Source organism: Aquibacillus koreensis, from assembly GCF_025154055.1.
In the GTDB taxonomy this organism is placed as follows: domain Bacteria; phylum Bacillota; class Bacilli; order Bacillales; family Amphibacillaceae; genus Aquibacillus_C; species Aquibacillus_C koreensis.
The window spans coordinates 212,059-228,616 of the sequence record NZ_JAOALK010000056.1 but is presented as its reverse complement, the minus strand read 5'-3'; the positions used below and the strand labels follow the sequence as shown (position 1 = coordinate 228,616).

Sequence of the window (16,558 nt, the reverse complement as noted above, 5' to 3'; positions counted from 1 at the left end):
AAACTTCAGCCTGACAAGCAGGAATGAAATGATTATTCAAAGGATGGGTAGGATTGAATTAGTTTCTGCATCTTATCGTTTTGATCTTGATATAATACAAGAAGGTGTTCCCCTTTTTTGTCAAATAATATCAATGGAATAAAACTATGTACTGGTTGCTTGTTATCTGTAATACTAAGAATATAATTTTTGTACAGACCTTCCCAAAGTTGTCCAATCACCTGTTGTGTTTGCTCTTGTGACAATGTCGGAATATTTTCATTCTCATATCTATACAGATCTGTTAAAGGTACAAATACATATTGATCTTTATTTATCTCAAAGTAATGGATTAACTGTTTCCAGTGGTAGCGCAATTGTTGACTTGTAGCATGATCTAATGTTTTTTTCCATTCTTTTTGTGAATTATTGGTTGGTTGTTCAAATGACTCTAATGCACTATGAGGCGAATCAATGACATATAGTTCATCATAAGACATAGCATGGATACTTTTTATTTTATCATCTGGATAATGGATTTCCCCGTGATGAAAGGTTATTGTTTCATAATGACTACTATCTTCTCCGTGAATGGGCGAGTTTAACACGATGTCTTTTTCATTCTCCTTCCACTTACTTAATATGCCTTTTAACTTTCCATCTGTGTACATTAGTGATACATCTTGTCTCAAATATATCTCATCTTCTAAAGTGGAATATGCTTTCCAATTAATGTCGTATTCATCTTGATCTGTTTCAGACTTCAACCGTAGTTCCGTTCCATAGGAAGAAAATGTGGTCGAGGCGTCTATAGGAAAAAACTTAATTACACTTATTTCATCTTTTTCAAAGATTAAAATTGCAACAAAAAGAGAGCAAATGATAATGGCAGATAATCCAAATAATTTCTTTTTCATGAGCATGACACTCCCTTCCCAAATAACAATTAGGCCTGTACCACGTATAATATATTAATATGTGGGCCAAGGAGTAATTATGAAAGTGTCAGTTGAAAAAGATTACTGTATGGCAAATAAGAGATCTCATGACCGCTTGTGTTGTATTCACTCCTTATCTTTGCGTTACATATTAATTCTATTTAATTCTTTAAGAAATTTGTCACGAAACTGTCGTGATGGTGTGATTTGTTTTGTGGTATTTTCAAGATGATTGTTCGATTAGATCAAAATACGAATATACCATTTGAATGTATGGCAGCAGAAAAACAGTACATCCTAATTAAATAGAAAGTAATATTGATTTTAGGGTGAGATGATGGAAGACAAAAAACAACCGATGTATAAGCAATATTCTGAAAATGTTTCCTATATGAGGGAAAGACTGGGTGTAGATAAGAGCTTTGATGTAATCCAATTGGACTTAGAGTATGCTAATCGGAAAATGGCTATGTTTATGATTGATGGCTTTGTCAAAGATGATATTTTACACTTGTTAATGAAATTTCTAGCAAAGCTACAACCGGAGCATCTGGAACCAGAACCATTAGAAAAGCTATTAAAAACATATATACCGTATGTGGAATTAGAAACCGTAGATGATTTAGATGTAGCAACTGACACAGTCTTAGCGGGACCAACAGCACTTGTTATTGAAGGCATTGACAAGATTATAATGATTGATGCTAGAACATACCCTGTTCGTGGTCCTCAAGAGCCAGATTTAGAGAGAGTTGTACGTGGTTCTAGAGACGGGTATGTGGAAACGATCGTTTTTAATACTGCACTAACTCGACGTAGAATTCGTGATCGGTCATTACGAATGGAATACACAAGTATTGGTAGAAGATCAAAAACAGATATTTGTATTTGTTATTTAGAGGATATAGCAGACCCGGGTAAAGTAAAGATCTTGAAGGAACACTTACAAAAAATTGATACAGATGGATTACCGATGGCTGAGAAAACAGTTGAGGAATTCCTTGGTGGAAGGCACTGGAATCCTTATCCAACAATCCGTTACACAGAAAGACCGGATACAGCCGCAGCACATTTATATGAAGGTCATATCATTTTAATTATTGATGGCTCGCCGAGTGTGATGATCCTTCCAGCTACATATTGGCACCACCTACAACATGCGGAAGAGTACAGACAAAAGCCTTTAGTTGGAGCATATCTAAGGTTTGTTCGTTTCTTAGCAGTAATAGCTTCCGTATTTGTCCTTCCTTTATATTACTTGTTTTCGGTAAATCCTAATTTATTACCCGCGGAATTAGATTTTATTGGACCAAGCGAGTTTGGTGTAATCCCACTTCTACTACAATTTTTAATAGCTGAGGTTGGGATTGATATGTTGAGGATGGCTGCCATTCATACACCTACAGCTTTAGCAACCGCTTTAGGTTTAGTAGCCGCAATATTAATTGGGCAGGTTGCAGTTGAAGTTGGCTTGTTTTCCAACGAAGTTGTTTTATATTTAGCTGTAGCAGCTATTGGTACGTTTGCAACTCCTAGTTATGAACTTAGTTTAGCGAATCGTATATTTAGGATATTACTATTAATAATAACTGCAAGCTTCGGCGTAATAGGGTACGTTGTTGGTATTACTGGCTGGATTATTTATCTTGTGCGAATGAAGTCCTTTAGAATAGGATACTTATGGCCGTTTATTCCTTTCTCAGCGTTGGCATTTAGAGATGTATTAGTACGCACGCCTGTACCGTTAAAAAGTAAGCGACCAGAATTTTTAGATCCTTTAGATCCAGATCGTTAATGATCTGGATCTTTTCGTATTGGCTAAAGAAAGTCATCCGAAATTTTCCACTATGATAATCTAATTATTGTTATTGCTTTTGGATAACTTTTGATATAATGAATGAGGTGATAAAGGATGAAAACAATTTATGATATTCAGCAACTGCTAAAAAAATTTGGGACGATTATATACATTGGTGATCGGATAGCTGACTTAGAAATGATGGAAGATGAAGTAAAAGAGTTATATCAATCTCAATGTATAGGTACACAAGATTATCAGATGGCTATATTACTATTGAGACAAGAGGCAACAAGACTAAGGGAAGCTAAGTAATGAGTTATGCAAATTTCGGCTGCAAAGTTATTACTTCCGACAACCTCCATTACTTAAGCTGCGAGAGTTGTCGGAAAGATAATATTGTAATTTAAAGAATAATTAAGTATAATCATAATACTGTGTAGAATTAGCAGCTCTTCACTTATTGATGATATGATATGTCATAAGGTAGGCAAGCTTTTTAAATAGAAGGTTGCTCATTTGTGCATTAGGATGAATTCATTTGCTTTCATATTTATATTCCCTTTAACAGGGGTTATTTTTTTGTGTAAAGGTGACATATATTAAAATTATGTTAAATTTTCTTTAAAAAATATGAAACTTATTTCATTTCTCTAACGTCTTATTATTATGGGTTTCCATGATGAGAGCATTGTACTATAGTGATTAATGCAAACTATCGATTATTAAGACTAGGATATAAATGTAAACATAGTGTTAGGAGGAACATGGATGCTAAGGAAACAAATACACGTACCACCACTTTATATCATCGCAACATTATTATTTGGTGTTAAAACATACATTGCTTACCGATTTTTGTTTAATATCAGTATTGAAAATTACATGCAAGAGTTTATTTTATTCATAAATCCGTTTGCTTCTGCATTATTGTTTTTTGCAATCAGTGTTTGGTTAAAGCAAAAAGGACAGATTCGATTCATTCGTTACGGCATACTAATTGCGACACTTATTCTATATTTCAATCTAGTTTTTTATCGCAATTTTACTGATTTTATTACTATACCGGTATTGTTTCAAGGTAGTAATGCAGCTGATTTAGGTACTAGTGCACTTGCTTTAATTCACTTGCCTGATCTTTTGTTATTTATTGATGTAATCATAATCTGGATGCTAAGCATAAAGCAAAAAGATACTGTTACGGTGAATTACTCAAAAAGAATCAAAGTGCTAGCTTTAAGCTTGTCAGTTGGCTTTTTAATATTTAATTATGTTCTTGCTGAAATTGAGAGACCACAGTTATTACAAAGAACATTTGACAGAGAATATCTTGTCAAAAACATAGGTCTATATAATTATCACATCTATGATATTGCGCTACAATCAAAGTCGCAGGCACAACGCGTATTTGCAGATGGAAATGAAATGCCAGAGATCTTAGAATACTCGGAGGAAAAGAAAACGAACCCTGAGGATTCAGAACTTTTTGGTGTTGCAGAGGGTAAAAATGTAATCTTTCTATCATTAGAGTCTGTGCAAAGCTTTGTTATCAACAATACTGTTAATGGTGAAGAAGTTACACCATTTCTAAATGATTTAATAAACGACAGTTATTATTTTGAAAACTTTTATCATCAAACGGAACAAGGGAAAACGTCAGATTCAGAGTTTCTTATAGAAAATTCTTTATATCCACTTCCAAGAGGTGCAGTTTTCTTTACACATGGTCAGAATGATTATCATGCAATGCCTGAAATTATTAAAGAGCATGGTTATTTTTCATCCGTACTACATGCTAATAATAAGAGTTTTTGGAATCGTGATGTAATGTATGACAATATAGGTTTCGATCACTTTTATGATGTAGCTGCATATGAAGTTACAGATGAAAATTCTGTTGGTTGGGGGTTAAAAGATAAAGAGTTCTTTGAACAATCAATCAAATATTTACAATCACAACCGAAGCCATTCTATAGCAAGTTTATAACCTTAACGAATCATTATCCTTTTGATCTTAGTGAAGAGGATGCATCAATCGAACCTTATAATTCTAATTCACGTACGTTAAATCAGTACTTCCCTACTGTACGATATACGGACGAAGCAGTGGAAGAGTTTTTTACTGATTTAAAGGAATCCGGTTTGTATGAAGACTCCATTATTGTTTTGATGGGTGATCATTACGGCATAAGTGATTTTCATAATAAAGCGATGAGTATGTATCTAGATAAAGATGAAATAACACCTTATGATCATGTGCAATTGCAGCGTGTTCCATTCATTATTCACATTCCAGGAATGGAAGGACGTGTCATCTCAGATATAGCTGCTCAGATAGACGTGAAACCTACATTACTACACCTGATGGGTATTGACTCAGAAAATGATATTTCGTTTGGTCAGGATCTGTTTGGACCGGATGATAAAGAGTTTGTAGCGCTAAGAGATGGAAGTTTCATTTCCAACGATTACGTGTACACAAAGGATCAATGCTTTGATCGCGAAACAGGTGAATTGTTAGGTTCAGAAGTAAGCACTGTTGAGGGTGTTCCTGGCGAAGATACCGCATGTACACCAATGAAAAGTGATGTGCAGCAAGAGTTATCGTATTCTGACCAAATTATTTATGGAGACCTTTTCCGTTTCTATAATTTCAATTTAGAGTAACAAAAAAATGATGCTGTGATAGCATCATTTTTTTTGCGTTCGTGATGTTTTGCTTAGTTGATATAAAATACGTAGTAACTATAGTAGCCGCTAATCTATGGTCGATTTTGGCGGCTATGAGATCGGTTATTTATCCGAAATCTTCGTTTATATTATTTTAGCGGCTACCAGATCCCTTAATTGCTCTGATTTCATTAATTACGTGGGCATTTTGCTAAAATAGCGTACTGTATAACCGCTTAGATTTTAAATTGGCCTAAAATAGGAAAATAAGATACCTCATAGCCGCTCGGAAATCTAAGGGAATCTTGGCGGTCATGAGATCCCTTATTTTGCAAAAATCCAAGATTTCCAAGTTTTCGCGGTCGCCAGATCCGTTATTTGCCGTATTTTCATTGATTTCGATAGCATTTTGTTAAAATAGCGTATCGTATGACCGCTCAGATTCAAAATTGGTCAAAAACAGGGAAATAAGGTCTCTCATGGCCGCTTGCATTGTAGGAACTTATTATTTTTGCTTTACGTCGCACTTTATATAAATTTTAAACTAATAATCGTTTCTTCCTTTATACAATCAAAGCTCAGTGCAAGGAGAACATATTATAGGGCAAATTAAAAAGGTCTAATGTCAAGGGTGACATTAGACCTTTTTAATTAATGCGTGCCTGTATTTTCAGTTAGCATTGCAACAATCTCTGCATACATAGTTGCAATAGCGAAAAAACCAAAAACTAGTGTGGAGATGCCTGCAAATCCAACTGCAAAGAAGTTTTGTGATTTCAATTCTCTAAAGACAGCTATGACACATAGGATAGCTATTAGTAAGAAAAGAACAGCAAGTACCATAGACCTTAACCTCCTTGTAATTCCAACCGTATTTGATCATGGTTTGTTATTATATTAATATGTAATAGAAAATTATCTCTCATACATTCTAAAGCAAAAAAATAGTTTTGTCGAGAATAATAAGGATATAAATTATATTATAAAGGAGAAAAATTATGAATGTAGAAAAATTGGAATTAGGTCCTCTAGGAACGAATTGTTATATTGTGCATAAAGAAGGTTTAGCACTGATCTTTGACCCGGGTGGTGACCGTAACAAACTCATTCAATTTATAAGTGAAAAAGAATTAAAACCTGTAGCTATTTGCTTAACGCATGCTCACTTCGACCATATCGGTGCAGTAGATGACATTAGAGATTTCTATGGGATAAATGTATATGTGCACGAATTAGAGCGAGAATGGCTATCTAATCCTGAATTGAATGGATCTGGTTTGTTTCCGGTTGGTGAAGTGAAGTGTAAAGATGCTGATCAATATGTTCATACAGGTGAATGGAACATAGAAGGATTTGCGATGGAAGTTCGCCATGTTCCAGGACATTCACCGGGAGGGGTCATCTATATTTTCCACAAAGACCATTTAATTATTGGTGGAGACTGCTTATTTCACGGAGGGATCGGCAGAACAGACTTATTTGGTGGGGATATGAATCAACTTCTAACTAGTATCCGTGAGCAATTTTTCACGCTACCTGATGACTATCTTGTTTTACCTGGACATGGTTCTAACACATCGATAGGATTTGAGCAGAATAACAATCCTTTTTTATAGAAGAAAAAGATTAAATAAAGACAAAAAAAGACCCATCCGTAAAGGAAGGGTCTTAGGGGGATGTGCTCTGCTTTGTTGGTTAGGGATAAAAGTTAAGCTACTAACTACAATTTTATATGGCAAGAAAGATCTTGTCAATAGATAGGGTTATGTTAAAAAGTAATTAGATTCTAGTGTCCGAAACCGGGAACTAGTATGAAGTTTGTATAGTAGGTAAATCCAATCATAAATACGGTACAATAAGCACCAAATAAGTACATATACATACGTTCTGATAAGTTTAGGAAACCAACGCCTAGAAAGAAAACGGTTTGAACGAGAAACAAGAAAGCCATGTTATGCATATCCCCAACAAAAAACATAACAGTGAAAATTGCTGTCCAAAAAGAAAGCACTCGAAACATTCTGTCCATACTTTCCCCTCCTTTACATGTTATGTATCACCGTTATTATATACAAGTTAAAAGAGATTGTAAATAATTCTTACTCTTTACATTCTAATATGTTTCAAAAGTTTTCAATAAAAGAGTCCTTGTTATAAAAACAAGGACTTAGGCACATGTAAAGCTGGGCTAGCTGGATTCGAACCAACGAATAACGGTACCAAAAACCGCTGCCTTACCGCTTGGCTATAGCCCAATGTTACATTTACTATTGTGTACGTTCATGATAAAACTATACATATATTTTTAGCTTTTTTGTTTAATTTTTGATCTTATTATATATTTTCCACTTTGATTTGTAGAAGCTTGATATTCTGCTACAACCTCTCCATTCACAATTGTGTACAGTACTTTGACCTGACCATAAGGGTAGTCGTAAGTGATTTGACCATGATCCTGCATCATGCTATTTTCATCCATAATAAATTGATTAAACTCTACAGACCCCATTTGTAGGAGTGTCTCAATTTTTATTCGTTCTGTTTGTAAACGAGTTAGTTGTAAATGATTTTGATATAAAGACAGGCTGGCTGTTACTACTATAAGAATGACAGCAGCAAGGAAGCAAATGTATGGAAAGATAAAGCCTTGCTCATTTGTAATTACTGATTGTTTTCTCATAAATGTCTCCTTCTACCAGCGTGATACGAATATGAAATCCATAAGGTTGTTCTGCTATATTTATCTGTCTCACATCTCGTAACATTACCTCATGACCTTTTCCACCTACTAACCTTCGAATTATTTGACTGTACTTTTCAATCGTTACTGTTTCTCCATTCATTTGTTCTAACACAAATTTATTATCTTTCGCTATAATGGAAGTGGATTGATGAATTTCATCTGCTAAAAAATGAAAGAATTGCCTCGTTGATAACTCATTGTAAAAAGAAGTCTGATCAGTAAGTGAGATAATAAATGAAAAGAATGGAAGCATAAGAAGCAAAGCTGACAATGAAAAAAGTACAGATAAAAGTGAAAAACCACGCTGACTAGTTAGGGATTCCATATAAACAAATCTTTTCTTGTGTCTGTTTCTCATTATCCCAACGAACACATCCCTTTATATATTTGGTTTCTATGGTAAACGTGAAGGTAACTAGCGTAGATGAAATAGTTTGCTTTTCTTGAAGAGGGAGGCCCTGATCACTACTTAAAACAATTTGTAACTCATCATGCAACAAAGATTGTAAGTTTCTCCTATCTTCCATCAGTTTCTCTTCCATTACTATTTGATACATAATGGGTGTAAATGTAAGCATAATGGTTAAAAAAATACTAAATGAAGCAATTATTTCACTCATCACAAAACCGTTATCGTTCTGCTTCAACGATGTAACACCTTCCTTTGCCGAATGGAAAAATTACACTATATCTAGTAGTTGGACTTCGTAAATCTATCGTACCAGGGTTTTTAATTGTTCCGTTCGGACTAAATGAAATGGGAGCGGGTAGTGTGTTTAAATTGATGGTCCAATCCTTAGGGAAACTCCTGGTTAAGATTACTTCTCCCATTCCTCCTCTTTTAATTTGATAGCTTTTATTATCGGGTGAAATATATATAAAGACATTCTCCCTGTCAATCATTGTTAATTGCTGTAGATACAACACGTCACTTTGGAATAACTTAAAAAAGTAATCTGCCTGGTTTTGCTCTAAAGCTTTTGGTTGAAAAGAAGCTCCTATAACCAGAAAGAGTGAGATCATAGATAAAACAATTAATACTTCAATAAGGGTAAACCCTTTGTTATTGGTAAAATCAACCTTAGTTAGCATCGGTACCAATATCAACAATATCAACAATATCTTCATCTTTGCTACTCAGTTGGATTTTCTTCGCACCGTTGGCACAGGTGTCATCTTTTAAATAGTCATCTTGAATTAATACTTCAATAGAACTCGGGGAAGCTCCTTTGTCGATTTTATAGGACAATATTTGGCTCTCAGCCATTTGTTTAAGCGCATTACATCCATTATCTTGCATGGTCTTATTTTTATCCGCTAAGTTTGGCACTAATAGGATTAGAAGTACGCTGATCACAGTTAGAACGATCAGCATTTCAATTAACGTAAATCCATGTTCTTTTCTCATTTCATTACCTCATTTCTATATAGTTTGAATTAATTCGAACATCGGTAACATTAAGGACAAGTATATAAATATAATCAAGCCTGCCATCACAACAAAGAAGACCGGTTGCAGCAACGAAATCCACCTTTTTGTTCTTTCTTCCATACGTTCAACTAAAAACGAGGCATAGAAAGTTAAATCTTTTATAAGATCCTCGTGATTCGCATTTTTTTGAAAAATGGATGAGAGTTCTTTTTCTACCATTGAGAAAGAAGAAAGTATGGATGACAGGTGTTTCCCTTCATGAAGTTCTTCTATTATGAGGGTGGCATAATAAGAAATGATAACTAAATCTGGGTTGTTCTTAAGCATATGAAGGCTTTCTTTTAGTGAGATTCCCGCAGTTAATAACGAACTTAAATGTAGAGCAAATAGGAAAGTAATATGAAGTTTTTGGTAAGTTCGTACAATAGGAACTTTTTCATATAAGGCAATCTTCTGTTGTGCATCCATTTTAGGACCGATTCGAATAACGTACACCAAAAGACATAAAGATGTGATAAAGACTACAATGATGGAATGGTAAACAAAATCGATGGTGTACATGGAAATGACTCCTAATTGTGAAGAAGCTTGCGTTGAAGCAAATAATTGCAGAAAAGAAGGATAAACAGAAGTTTTTACGAAATATAGAAGTATCATAAAAATAAAAAACAAAACAATCGGGTAACGAGATACTTGTTTAAATTTGCTAATAAATTCAATTTGTTGCTTTAACATCGTACAACATTGTTTTAAAGCCGCTTTTAGATCACCATGTGCCATTGCAAAATACATAAATGAGACGACTTTCTTATCAAATTTTGCATAGAGCAATGCCTCGTTTAACGGTTTACCTTGTTCCAAATAATTTGAGATGGTTGAAGCACTTTCAATCCACTGGTGATCCCATTGCAAGATCTCAAGCGCATAAGATATGGTGTACCCATGATTCAATAACCGATCAAGTCTTAATAGGAATTTATATTGTTGTTGAATGGGTAAGGTTGCCTGCTTAGGAAGGAAAAACATCTTTAGTTGTAAAGCCATACGCATATGCTTTCCTCCTTAATCTTTCAAAGGAATAAAAGGGATGATGCTCAGAGATTTCGTTCTTTTGAATGGCTTCCTGTAACATACCCGTATCTAGTAGTTCCAAAATTGCTGCGCGTGATGGTAAATGACTGTTTGTAACAATGGGAAGCAATTGTAGGGATGCTACGGCTATTAAGCTTTGTTCCAGATCCGTACGCTTTATTCCCATCTCGAGAAGGCGATGAATGGTCCCGAGGGCATTTTTGGCATGGAGTGTACTTAGAACTAAATGACCGGTGTAGCTAGCATGAAAGGCAAAATGGGCTGTTTCTCGATCGCGTATCTCACCAACCATAATAATATCAGGATCGTGTCGTAATGCTGCCTTTAGTCCAGCATCATAGCTGATTCCTGCTTTTTCATTTACTTGTACTTGCAGTATATTATTTATTTCTTTTTCAATGGGATCTTCTAACGTAATTGCCTGAAAAGATTCATGTGTGAGAAGGGATTGGAGAAGCGCGTAAAGAGTAGTGGTCTTGCCGCTTCCGGTCGGGCCTGTAAATAAAATAATTCCGGATCGATTTTTAATCCATTGTTTAATTTTATCTAGTTGGTTTGGGAATAAAAATAGCTGCTCTAATTTTAATGATTCTTGTTGAGGTAAGATTCGAATTGCTAAACTTTCTTGTGTATGAACAGGAAGTGTTGAAAGTCTTAGAGAAAACTTTTGTTGATGTGTTTGGTAGTTCGTTGTGCCGTTTTGTGGTCTTCTTGATTCTCCAATATCCATGCCGGATGTGAATTTATAGTAGGTGAGAAGGGTGTCGAATTGCTTTGATGGAATGGATTGATGGAAAATGCGTTTTCCGTGAACTCGGAAATAAATATCAGTCATCGTAGAGGAAGGGCAGAAATGAATATCTGAAGCGGTAGCTTGGATGGCTGACAGAAGGAGTTTGTTAGAAAAAACTGCTGCCAGGCTCAATAGTGGTTCACCTCACTTTTGTTTAATGATACAATATTCGACAAGAAGAAAGGAATTCCTTCAAGGATTGTAAAAAAGTTTTAAAAATATTATTGTTTGAAGATATTTGTCACTCCAATTGAGATTTATGAAGTACTTAGTTTTTATGAACCAAAGGTAATCGTTTCAGAAAACGATAATTTATAAGTAATTTTTAAATTAAAAGTAGAAAGCAGGGGAGAAGGTTGAAAAGCATTTTTTTAATTGGATTTATGGGGAGCGGAAAAACAAGTGTATCCAAAGCGTTAGCAAATATATTACATATTAACGTAATCGATACGGATGAATTGTTAGAAAAAACGTATGAGACAACCATTTCAGATATATTTGCAGAAAAAGGGGAAGATGTATTTAGAAAGTATGAAACATCGATTTTAAAACAAGCGCCAACTGCGAATACGATTGTATCTACTGGTGGAGGCATCGTGGAAAGAGAAGAAAATATCGATTGGTTAATAAATAATGGTTCTGTAGTGTACTTGGAAACAGGGTGGGAAACGATAGTAACTCGTTTAAAAGAAGATACTACTCGTCCGATTTGGAATAATGCAGGAAGAGACAAACAAAAATTATTAGAAGAAAGAGACCTGAAATATAAACGTACTGCAGACGTCATTGTTCAAACAGATGGAAAGTCTCCAGATATGATTGCATCAGAAATCTTAGGGGTATTGAACTTATAATAAATGGTAAGAGGGATAAACTAAGCATATAACGATTGATGAGGTGATATCTGTGTCAGGTAACGATTATATGAAATTTATGACCCAAGAGATTGTAAAGTATATGGATATGCCCCAAGAAGAGAGAAAAAAAAGAAGACAAGAAAACAAAAGTCAACGGAAGCAAGATACGTTATCGAATCGATGGTTTGGGTTATTACCATTTGCGTTCAAGTTATTAGTAAAAAAGAAAAAGTAGTTGTATATTAACTACTTTTTCTTTTTTATTTGTTCGCTATCGACTAAGGAATAATTTATTAGAGGTTTGTTGCGTCAAATAAAATAATCCGCCATTAATAACAGATATGTCAATTACTGGTTTATATAAACTTTCAATATCCTTCAGTTCTTGTTCAAACCGATTTTCATATTCCTCATCTTCTGTAGTATCCTGATAAAAATGTTCTAATAACTTTTTCTCTGATTGTAAATGATTCCAAGATTCCTCTGCCCAAATATGATCCTTATTTTGTAACTCTTGCTCCACGTAATTCAAGATGCGCTGATACCCACTCTTCATACGGATAATTGGTGTCATCGTATAACTGAAATCAGATATTTTTGGCTTCAGAGAGATAGTATCTAAATCTTGCATCATATTCAAATTCATTGCGCCATTTATCAATTGAAGTCCAATGGAAACTATTTCATCTTTTTTTTGTTTGCCTGAGTAGCTAATTTTTAAGTTGGTTACTAGCCAAGGGACTAGGGCTGTCCTTTGTCCAGATTGAACATGTTCATATAACTTAGTGAATTTCCCCTGTGTTTGAAGGGCGCGAAATATTTGATGTAATCTCGGGCTTCCAAAGTGGATCCATTCGCCTTCTTCTTCGCGACGATTGGGGTTTGTAATAAAGCTTATTTTCATTGGTTCACCAGGATACCCTAGCTTTTTCACATATTGCCAATAAAATGGTCGATTCATTAATAATTCATCCATTTTATCTGTTAATTGAATGTGTAGTTTTCCATTGTTGTTCTCTAAGATTTCACAATGGTTCGATGTAAAATAATCGTTCAGAAAATCATGAAGATTCACGAGTGTCATCAAGATCCTCCTCATTATAATTATGTTGTGCGTAGGAGATTACAGAAGAAAGGTTCTCTAATTTAATCTTCGCTTCACCGTCTGTTGACGATTCTTGAAAGATCGTCTGTACTTCTTTCTCTATATCTCCAATTTCTAAATCGGCTAGAATGGCATCCAAATTTCCTACTACGCGCTCAAATAATTGAATTTTTTCATACAGTAAGTTCAGTACATGTTCTTCCATCGTATTTTTAATTGCAAAGTTGTATATATTTACATCATGTTCTTGACCAAACCGGTGAATACGACCGATTCTTTGCTCTAAACGCATCGGATTCCAGGGTAGGTCATAATTAATCATATTGTTACAGAACTGTAGGTTAATCCCTTCCCCACCAGCTTCCGTTGCAATTAATACTTGTGCTTTGTTTTGAAAAAGTTGGCGCATCCAATCTTTTTTACCACGTTTAAAGCCACCTCGGAATGGAACAGATGAAATATTATGTTGTTGTAAATACCACTGCAAATAAAATTGTGTGGCACGATATTCGGTAAAGATAATAAACTTTTCATCTGTATGTTGTATTAACTCAATTACCTTATCTGCTTTAGCATGATGTGGTAATTGTTCAATTGTACTTAAGAAGTTCTCATAGTCGCTACGATTAGAAATATACTTATCTTGACTTAACATTTTCTTTAAGGAAAGGTAACACGCTTCTCGTGAAGAGCATAATTCTCTCGTATAAGTAATCGATGAAAAATTAGAAGATTCTTTTGATATTCTACTAAGCTCGTTATAAGCATTTTGTTCGTCTTCTGAAAAATCAATCCACACCGTTTCTACATTTCTTTTTGTCCAATCAATACCAGTATCTTCTCTGCGGTTTCGCACCATTACTTTCTGAATAAGTTGTTTTAGATGCGCGTCATTAAATAAGTTTTTTCGATCTCTACCAAATTGCTTCGTAAACGCTTCATAGTTTCCTAAATAACCTGGTTTTAGTATGGATACAAGGTTGAATATATCACTGAGTTTATTCTGTACAGGAGTTGCAGTTAACAACAGACAATATTTCTTTTTTAGTTGCCTTACAAATTCATAGTTTTTGGTTTTATGGTTCTTTAATTTATGCGCTTCATCGATAAGAACAAAATCGTACTCTTGATCCAAAATAATATCTTTATGCTGTGGTCTCTTTGCAGTATCCATCGATGTAACAACTACAGCGTCTTGATCCCATACAGGACGTTTTCTCTGTGAAAATGCTGGGATATAAAACTTTTGATTTAACTCATTAACCCATTGATTGACCAAGGAAGCAGGTACAAGAATGAGTGCTTTCTTTACTAATCCCCGAATCATATATTCTTTTAGGATTAATCCCGCTTCAATTGTTTTCCCTAAACCAACCTCATCGGCAAGGAGTCCTCTTCCATTCATTTCTTCGACTACCTGTTGGGCACATTCTAATTGGTGCTCTAAAAATGTCATATGAGGTAGATGATTAGGAGCGGTTAATCCCTTAAACTCTTTTGTCATTGTTGCAACAGAAGATTGATAGGACATCCGGAAAAGTTCCCAAGAACTCAAGGTTTCATCATTAGTGAGTTTCGTGTCCAAATCATCTATAAAATCATAATCGCGGTTCAACTCGATATTCATCTAGAAAACCCACCTTTCTGTCTACGTAGTTTTTTGAATATTTTGTGACACAAATGTTTGTAGCTATGATATAATTTCAACTATGAAAAGTAGTTTTAGTAATGGATATTCCTTTTTTTGCATGACTATTAGTATATCCAAATGATAATAATTTAATAAGGTGCGAATGATTGTAAGAGGAGAGACCACTTTTTGTGGCGCCGAAGGAGCAAGCAAGAACTGCGAATCTCTCAGGCAAAAAGACTCTTATGTGACGCAACTCTGGAGAGTGTTTACAGTAACGTTGGTAAACTACCCAAGAAGCAAGCCTGATCGATTCGATCGGGACGAAACTTTCTGGTTCACGGACAGAGACTTCACTTGAAATTGGTGGAGTCTCTGTTTTTTTTATTGTAAAAAATATGGTTAGGAGTGAAATGATGACGAATCTAAAGCGAACACCTTTGTTTCCCGAATACGAAAAGCATGGAGCTAAAACAATTGATTTCGGTGGATGGGCTATGCCAGTTCAATTTTCGGGGATAAAGAAAGAACATGAGGCGACAAGAACCACAGCAGGTTTATTTGATGTATCTCATATGGGAGAAATTGTGGTAGAGGGAAAAGATAGCGAAGCATTTCTGCAAAGTATGTTGACGAATGACATTGCAAAGCTACAACCAAACAAAGCACAATATAGCCTTATGTGTTATGAAAATGGTGGAACGGTTGATGATTTAATCGTATATAAAATAAAAGATAACGATTATTTATTGGTCGTCAATGCCTCAAATACAGATAAAGATTTTGATTGGCTTGTTAAACATAAACAAGGTGATGTACATATTTCCAATGTCTCATTGGACTACGTTCAAGTTGCTATACAAGGTCCAAAAGCAGAGCAAATTCTACAAACTTTAACAGATACAGTTCTGGAAGAGATTAAATTTTTTAACTTTAGATCGGATGTTTCATTTACTGGGATTCAACATAAAGCAATTGTTTCAAGAACTGGATATACAGGTGAAGATGGTTTTGAAATTTATATCGATGCTGATTCAGGTCAACAGCTCTGGAACACAATTTTACAAGCTGGGGAACCAGAAGGTCTTCATCCTATCGGGTTAGGTGCAAGAGACACGTTGCGTTTTGAAGCAACCTTACCATTATATGGTCAGGAGATTGATGAAGAGATTACACCGATCGAAGCAGGTTTAGGGTTTGCTGTGAAGGTTGACAAAACGTCTGATTTTATTGGCAAAAAGGTTCTACTACAACAGAAGCAAAAAGGACCTAAACGCAAGCTTGTAGGGATCGAAATGATTGAAAAAGGAATTCCGAGACACGGCTATCACGTGTTTTCCGAAGATAAAGAAATAGGGGTTATTACCACAGGAACACAATCACCAACACTTCAAAAAAATATCGGTCTTGCGTTAATCGATTCTAAATTTGCAGAAGAAGGACAGGAATTAATTGTGCATGTACGCAAGAAAAAACTTAGAGCAATTGTAGTTTCCACACCATTTTATAAGCGGTCCTAAT

The 16,558-nt window shown here is 34.9% G+C and carries 19 protein-coding genes, 1 tRNA gene and 1 riboswitch; of the genes, 7 read left to right on the top strand and 13 right to left on the bottom strand.

The window, feature by feature from the left end; genetic code table 11:
• Positions 1–32: 32 nt before the first annotated feature.
• Positions 33–896 carry a hypothetical protein gene (locus tag NYQ66_RS17605; protein ID WP_259871376.1) on the bottom strand — a complete coding sequence of 288 codons (864 nt, stop codon included), beginning with the start codon at positions 894–896 and terminating at the stop codon, positions 33–35.
• Between the two features lie 358 nt (positions 897–1,254).
• On the opposite strand from NYQ66_RS17605, the gene NYQ66_RS17600 reads away from it, so the two are divergent.
• The 3 genes from NYQ66_RS17600 (at position 1,255) to NYQ66_RS17590 (ending at position 5,382) form a co-directional block, all read left to right on the top strand.
• Positions 1,255–2,712 (top strand): spore germination protein, encoded by a 1,458-nt coding sequence (locus tag NYQ66_RS17600; protein WP_259871374.1) that lies wholly within the window; start codon positions 1,255–1,257, stop codon positions 2,710–2,712.
• A gap of 117 nt (positions 2,713–2,829) precedes the next feature.
• Entirely contained in the window at positions 2,830–3,030 is a 201-nt protein-coding gene (locus NYQ66_RS17595) for a YqgQ family protein (RefSeq protein WP_259871371.1), read from the top strand.
• Positions 3,031–3,486: 456 nt separating this feature from the next.
• On the top strand, positions 3,487–5,382 hold the full coding sequence (locus tag NYQ66_RS17590; RefSeq protein ID WP_259871369.1) for an LTA synthase family protein: 1,896 nt from the start codon (positions 3,487–3,489) through the stop codon (positions 5,380–5,382).
• Positions 5,383–6,036: 654 nt separating this feature from the next.
• On the opposite strand, the gene NYQ66_RS17585 is transcribed toward NYQ66_RS17590, so the two are convergent.
• Positions 6,037–6,228 (bottom strand): DUF2759 domain-containing protein, encoded by a 192-nt coding sequence (locus NYQ66_RS17585; protein ID WP_259871367.1) that lies wholly within the window; start codon positions 6,226–6,228, stop codon positions 6,037–6,039.
• Between the two features lie 155 nt (positions 6,229–6,383).
• Here NYQ66_RS17585 and NYQ66_RS17580 point away from each other — a divergent pair, with 155 nt between their 5' ends.
• Positions 6,384–7,001 (top strand): MBL fold metallo-hydrolase, encoded by a 618-nt coding sequence (locus NYQ66_RS17580; protein ID WP_259871365.1) that lies wholly within the window; start codon positions 6,384–6,386, stop codon positions 6,999–7,001.
• Between the two features lie 170 nt (positions 7,002–7,171).
• On the opposite strand, the gene NYQ66_RS17575 is transcribed toward NYQ66_RS17580, so the two are convergent.
• From NYQ66_RS17575 to comGA, 9 genes are all read right to left on the bottom strand, one after another.
• Positions 7,172–7,414, bottom strand: a complete 243-nt coding sequence (locus NYQ66_RS17575) for a DUF2626 domain-containing protein (protein WP_259871364.1) — start codon at positions 7,412–7,414, stop codon at positions 7,172–7,174.
• Positions 7,415–7,568: 154 nt separating this feature from the next.
• Positions 7,569–7,640: transfer RNA gene (locus NYQ66_RS17570), tRNA-Gln, on the bottom strand.
• Positions 7,641–7,690: 50 nt separating this feature from the next.
• Positions 7,691–8,065, bottom strand: a complete 375-nt coding sequence (locus NYQ66_RS17565; RefSeq protein WP_259871363.1) for a hypothetical protein — start codon at positions 8,063–8,065, stop codon at positions 7,691–7,693.
• Positions 8,037–8,453 (bottom strand): competence type IV pilus minor pilin ComGF, encoded by a 417-nt coding sequence (gene comGF / locus NYQ66_RS17560; RefSeq protein WP_259871361.1) that lies wholly within the window; start codon positions 8,451–8,453, stop codon positions 8,037–8,039. The genes NYQ66_RS17565 and comGF overlap by 29 nt, the downstream gene beginning before the upstream one ends.
• On the bottom strand, positions 8,437–8,775 hold the full coding sequence (locus tag NYQ66_RS17555; RefSeq protein ID WP_259871360.1) for a hypothetical protein: 339 nt from the start codon (positions 8,773–8,775) through the stop codon (positions 8,437–8,439). The genes comGF and NYQ66_RS17555 overlap by 17 nt, the downstream gene beginning before the upstream one ends.
• On the bottom strand, positions 8,759–9,247 hold the full coding sequence (comGD, locus tag NYQ66_RS17550; protein WP_259871358.1) for a competence type IV pilus minor pilin ComGD: 489 nt from the start codon (positions 9,245–9,247) through the stop codon (positions 8,759–8,761). Before comGD ends, NYQ66_RS17555 begins: the two co-directional genes overlap by 17 nt.
• The gene (comGC, locus tag NYQ66_RS17545) at positions 9,210–9,536 is read right to left on the bottom strand and encodes a competence type IV pilus major pilin ComGC (protein WP_259871355.1); all 327 of its coding nucleotides are present in this window, start codon (positions 9,534–9,536) and stop codon (positions 9,210–9,212) included. The genes comGD and comGC overlap by 38 nt, the downstream gene beginning before the upstream one ends.
• A 15-nt stretch (positions 9,537–9,551) precedes the next feature.
• The gene (gene comGB / locus NYQ66_RS17540) at positions 9,552–10,610 is read right to left on the bottom strand and encodes a competence type IV pilus assembly protein ComGB (RefSeq protein WP_259871352.1); all 1,059 of its coding nucleotides are present in this window, start codon (positions 10,608–10,610) and stop codon (positions 9,552–9,554) included.
• Positions 10,570–11,577, bottom strand: coding sequence for a competence type IV pilus ATPase ComGA (gene comGA, locus NYQ66_RS17535; protein ID WP_259871350.1), 1,008 nt, complete (start codon positions 11,575–11,577; stop codon positions 10,570–10,572). Before comGA ends, comGB begins: the two co-directional genes overlap by 41 nt.
• A gap of 224 nt (positions 11,578–11,801) precedes the next feature.
• Between comGA and NYQ66_RS17530 the strand changes: the two genes are divergently transcribed.
• Together NYQ66_RS17530 and NYQ66_RS17525 are read left to right on the top strand one after the other, a co-directional pair.
• Entirely contained in the window at positions 11,802–12,299 is a 498-nt protein-coding gene (locus NYQ66_RS17530) for a shikimate kinase (protein WP_259871349.1), read from the top strand.
• A 52-nt stretch (positions 12,300–12,351) separates the two neighbouring features.
• Positions 12,352–12,537, top strand: coding sequence for a YqzE family protein (locus NYQ66_RS17525; protein WP_259871348.1), 186 nt, complete (start codon positions 12,352–12,354; stop codon positions 12,535–12,537).
• 36 nt (positions 12,538–12,573) lie between these two features.
• Here NYQ66_RS17525 and NYQ66_RS17520 read toward each other — a convergent pair whose 3' ends face one another.
• Both NYQ66_RS17520 and NYQ66_RS17515 read right to left on the bottom strand, forming a co-directional pair.
• Positions 12,574–13,386 (bottom strand): YqhG family protein, encoded by an 813-nt coding sequence (locus tag NYQ66_RS17520; RefSeq protein WP_259871345.1) that lies wholly within the window; start codon positions 13,384–13,386, stop codon positions 12,574–12,576.
• Positions 13,364–15,034: a DEAD/DEAH box helicase gene (locus NYQ66_RS17515; protein ID WP_259871343.1), complete on the bottom strand. Its 1,671-nt coding sequence runs from the start codon at positions 15,032–15,034 to the stop codon at positions 13,364–13,366. Before NYQ66_RS17515 ends, NYQ66_RS17520 begins: the two co-directional genes overlap by 23 nt.
• 166 nt (positions 15,035–15,200) lie before the next feature.
• Positions 15,201–15,290: riboswitch (glycine riboswitch) on the top strand.
• 163 nt (positions 15,291–15,453) lie between these two features.
• Between NYQ66_RS17515 and gcvT the strand changes: the two genes are divergently transcribed.
• Positions 15,454–16,557: a glycine cleavage system aminomethyltransferase GcvT gene (gene gcvT, locus NYQ66_RS17510; protein WP_259871341.1), complete on the top strand. Its 1,104-nt coding sequence runs from the start codon at positions 15,454–15,456 to the stop codon at positions 16,555–16,557.
• The last annotated feature ends 1 nt before the right edge of the window (position 16,558 follow it).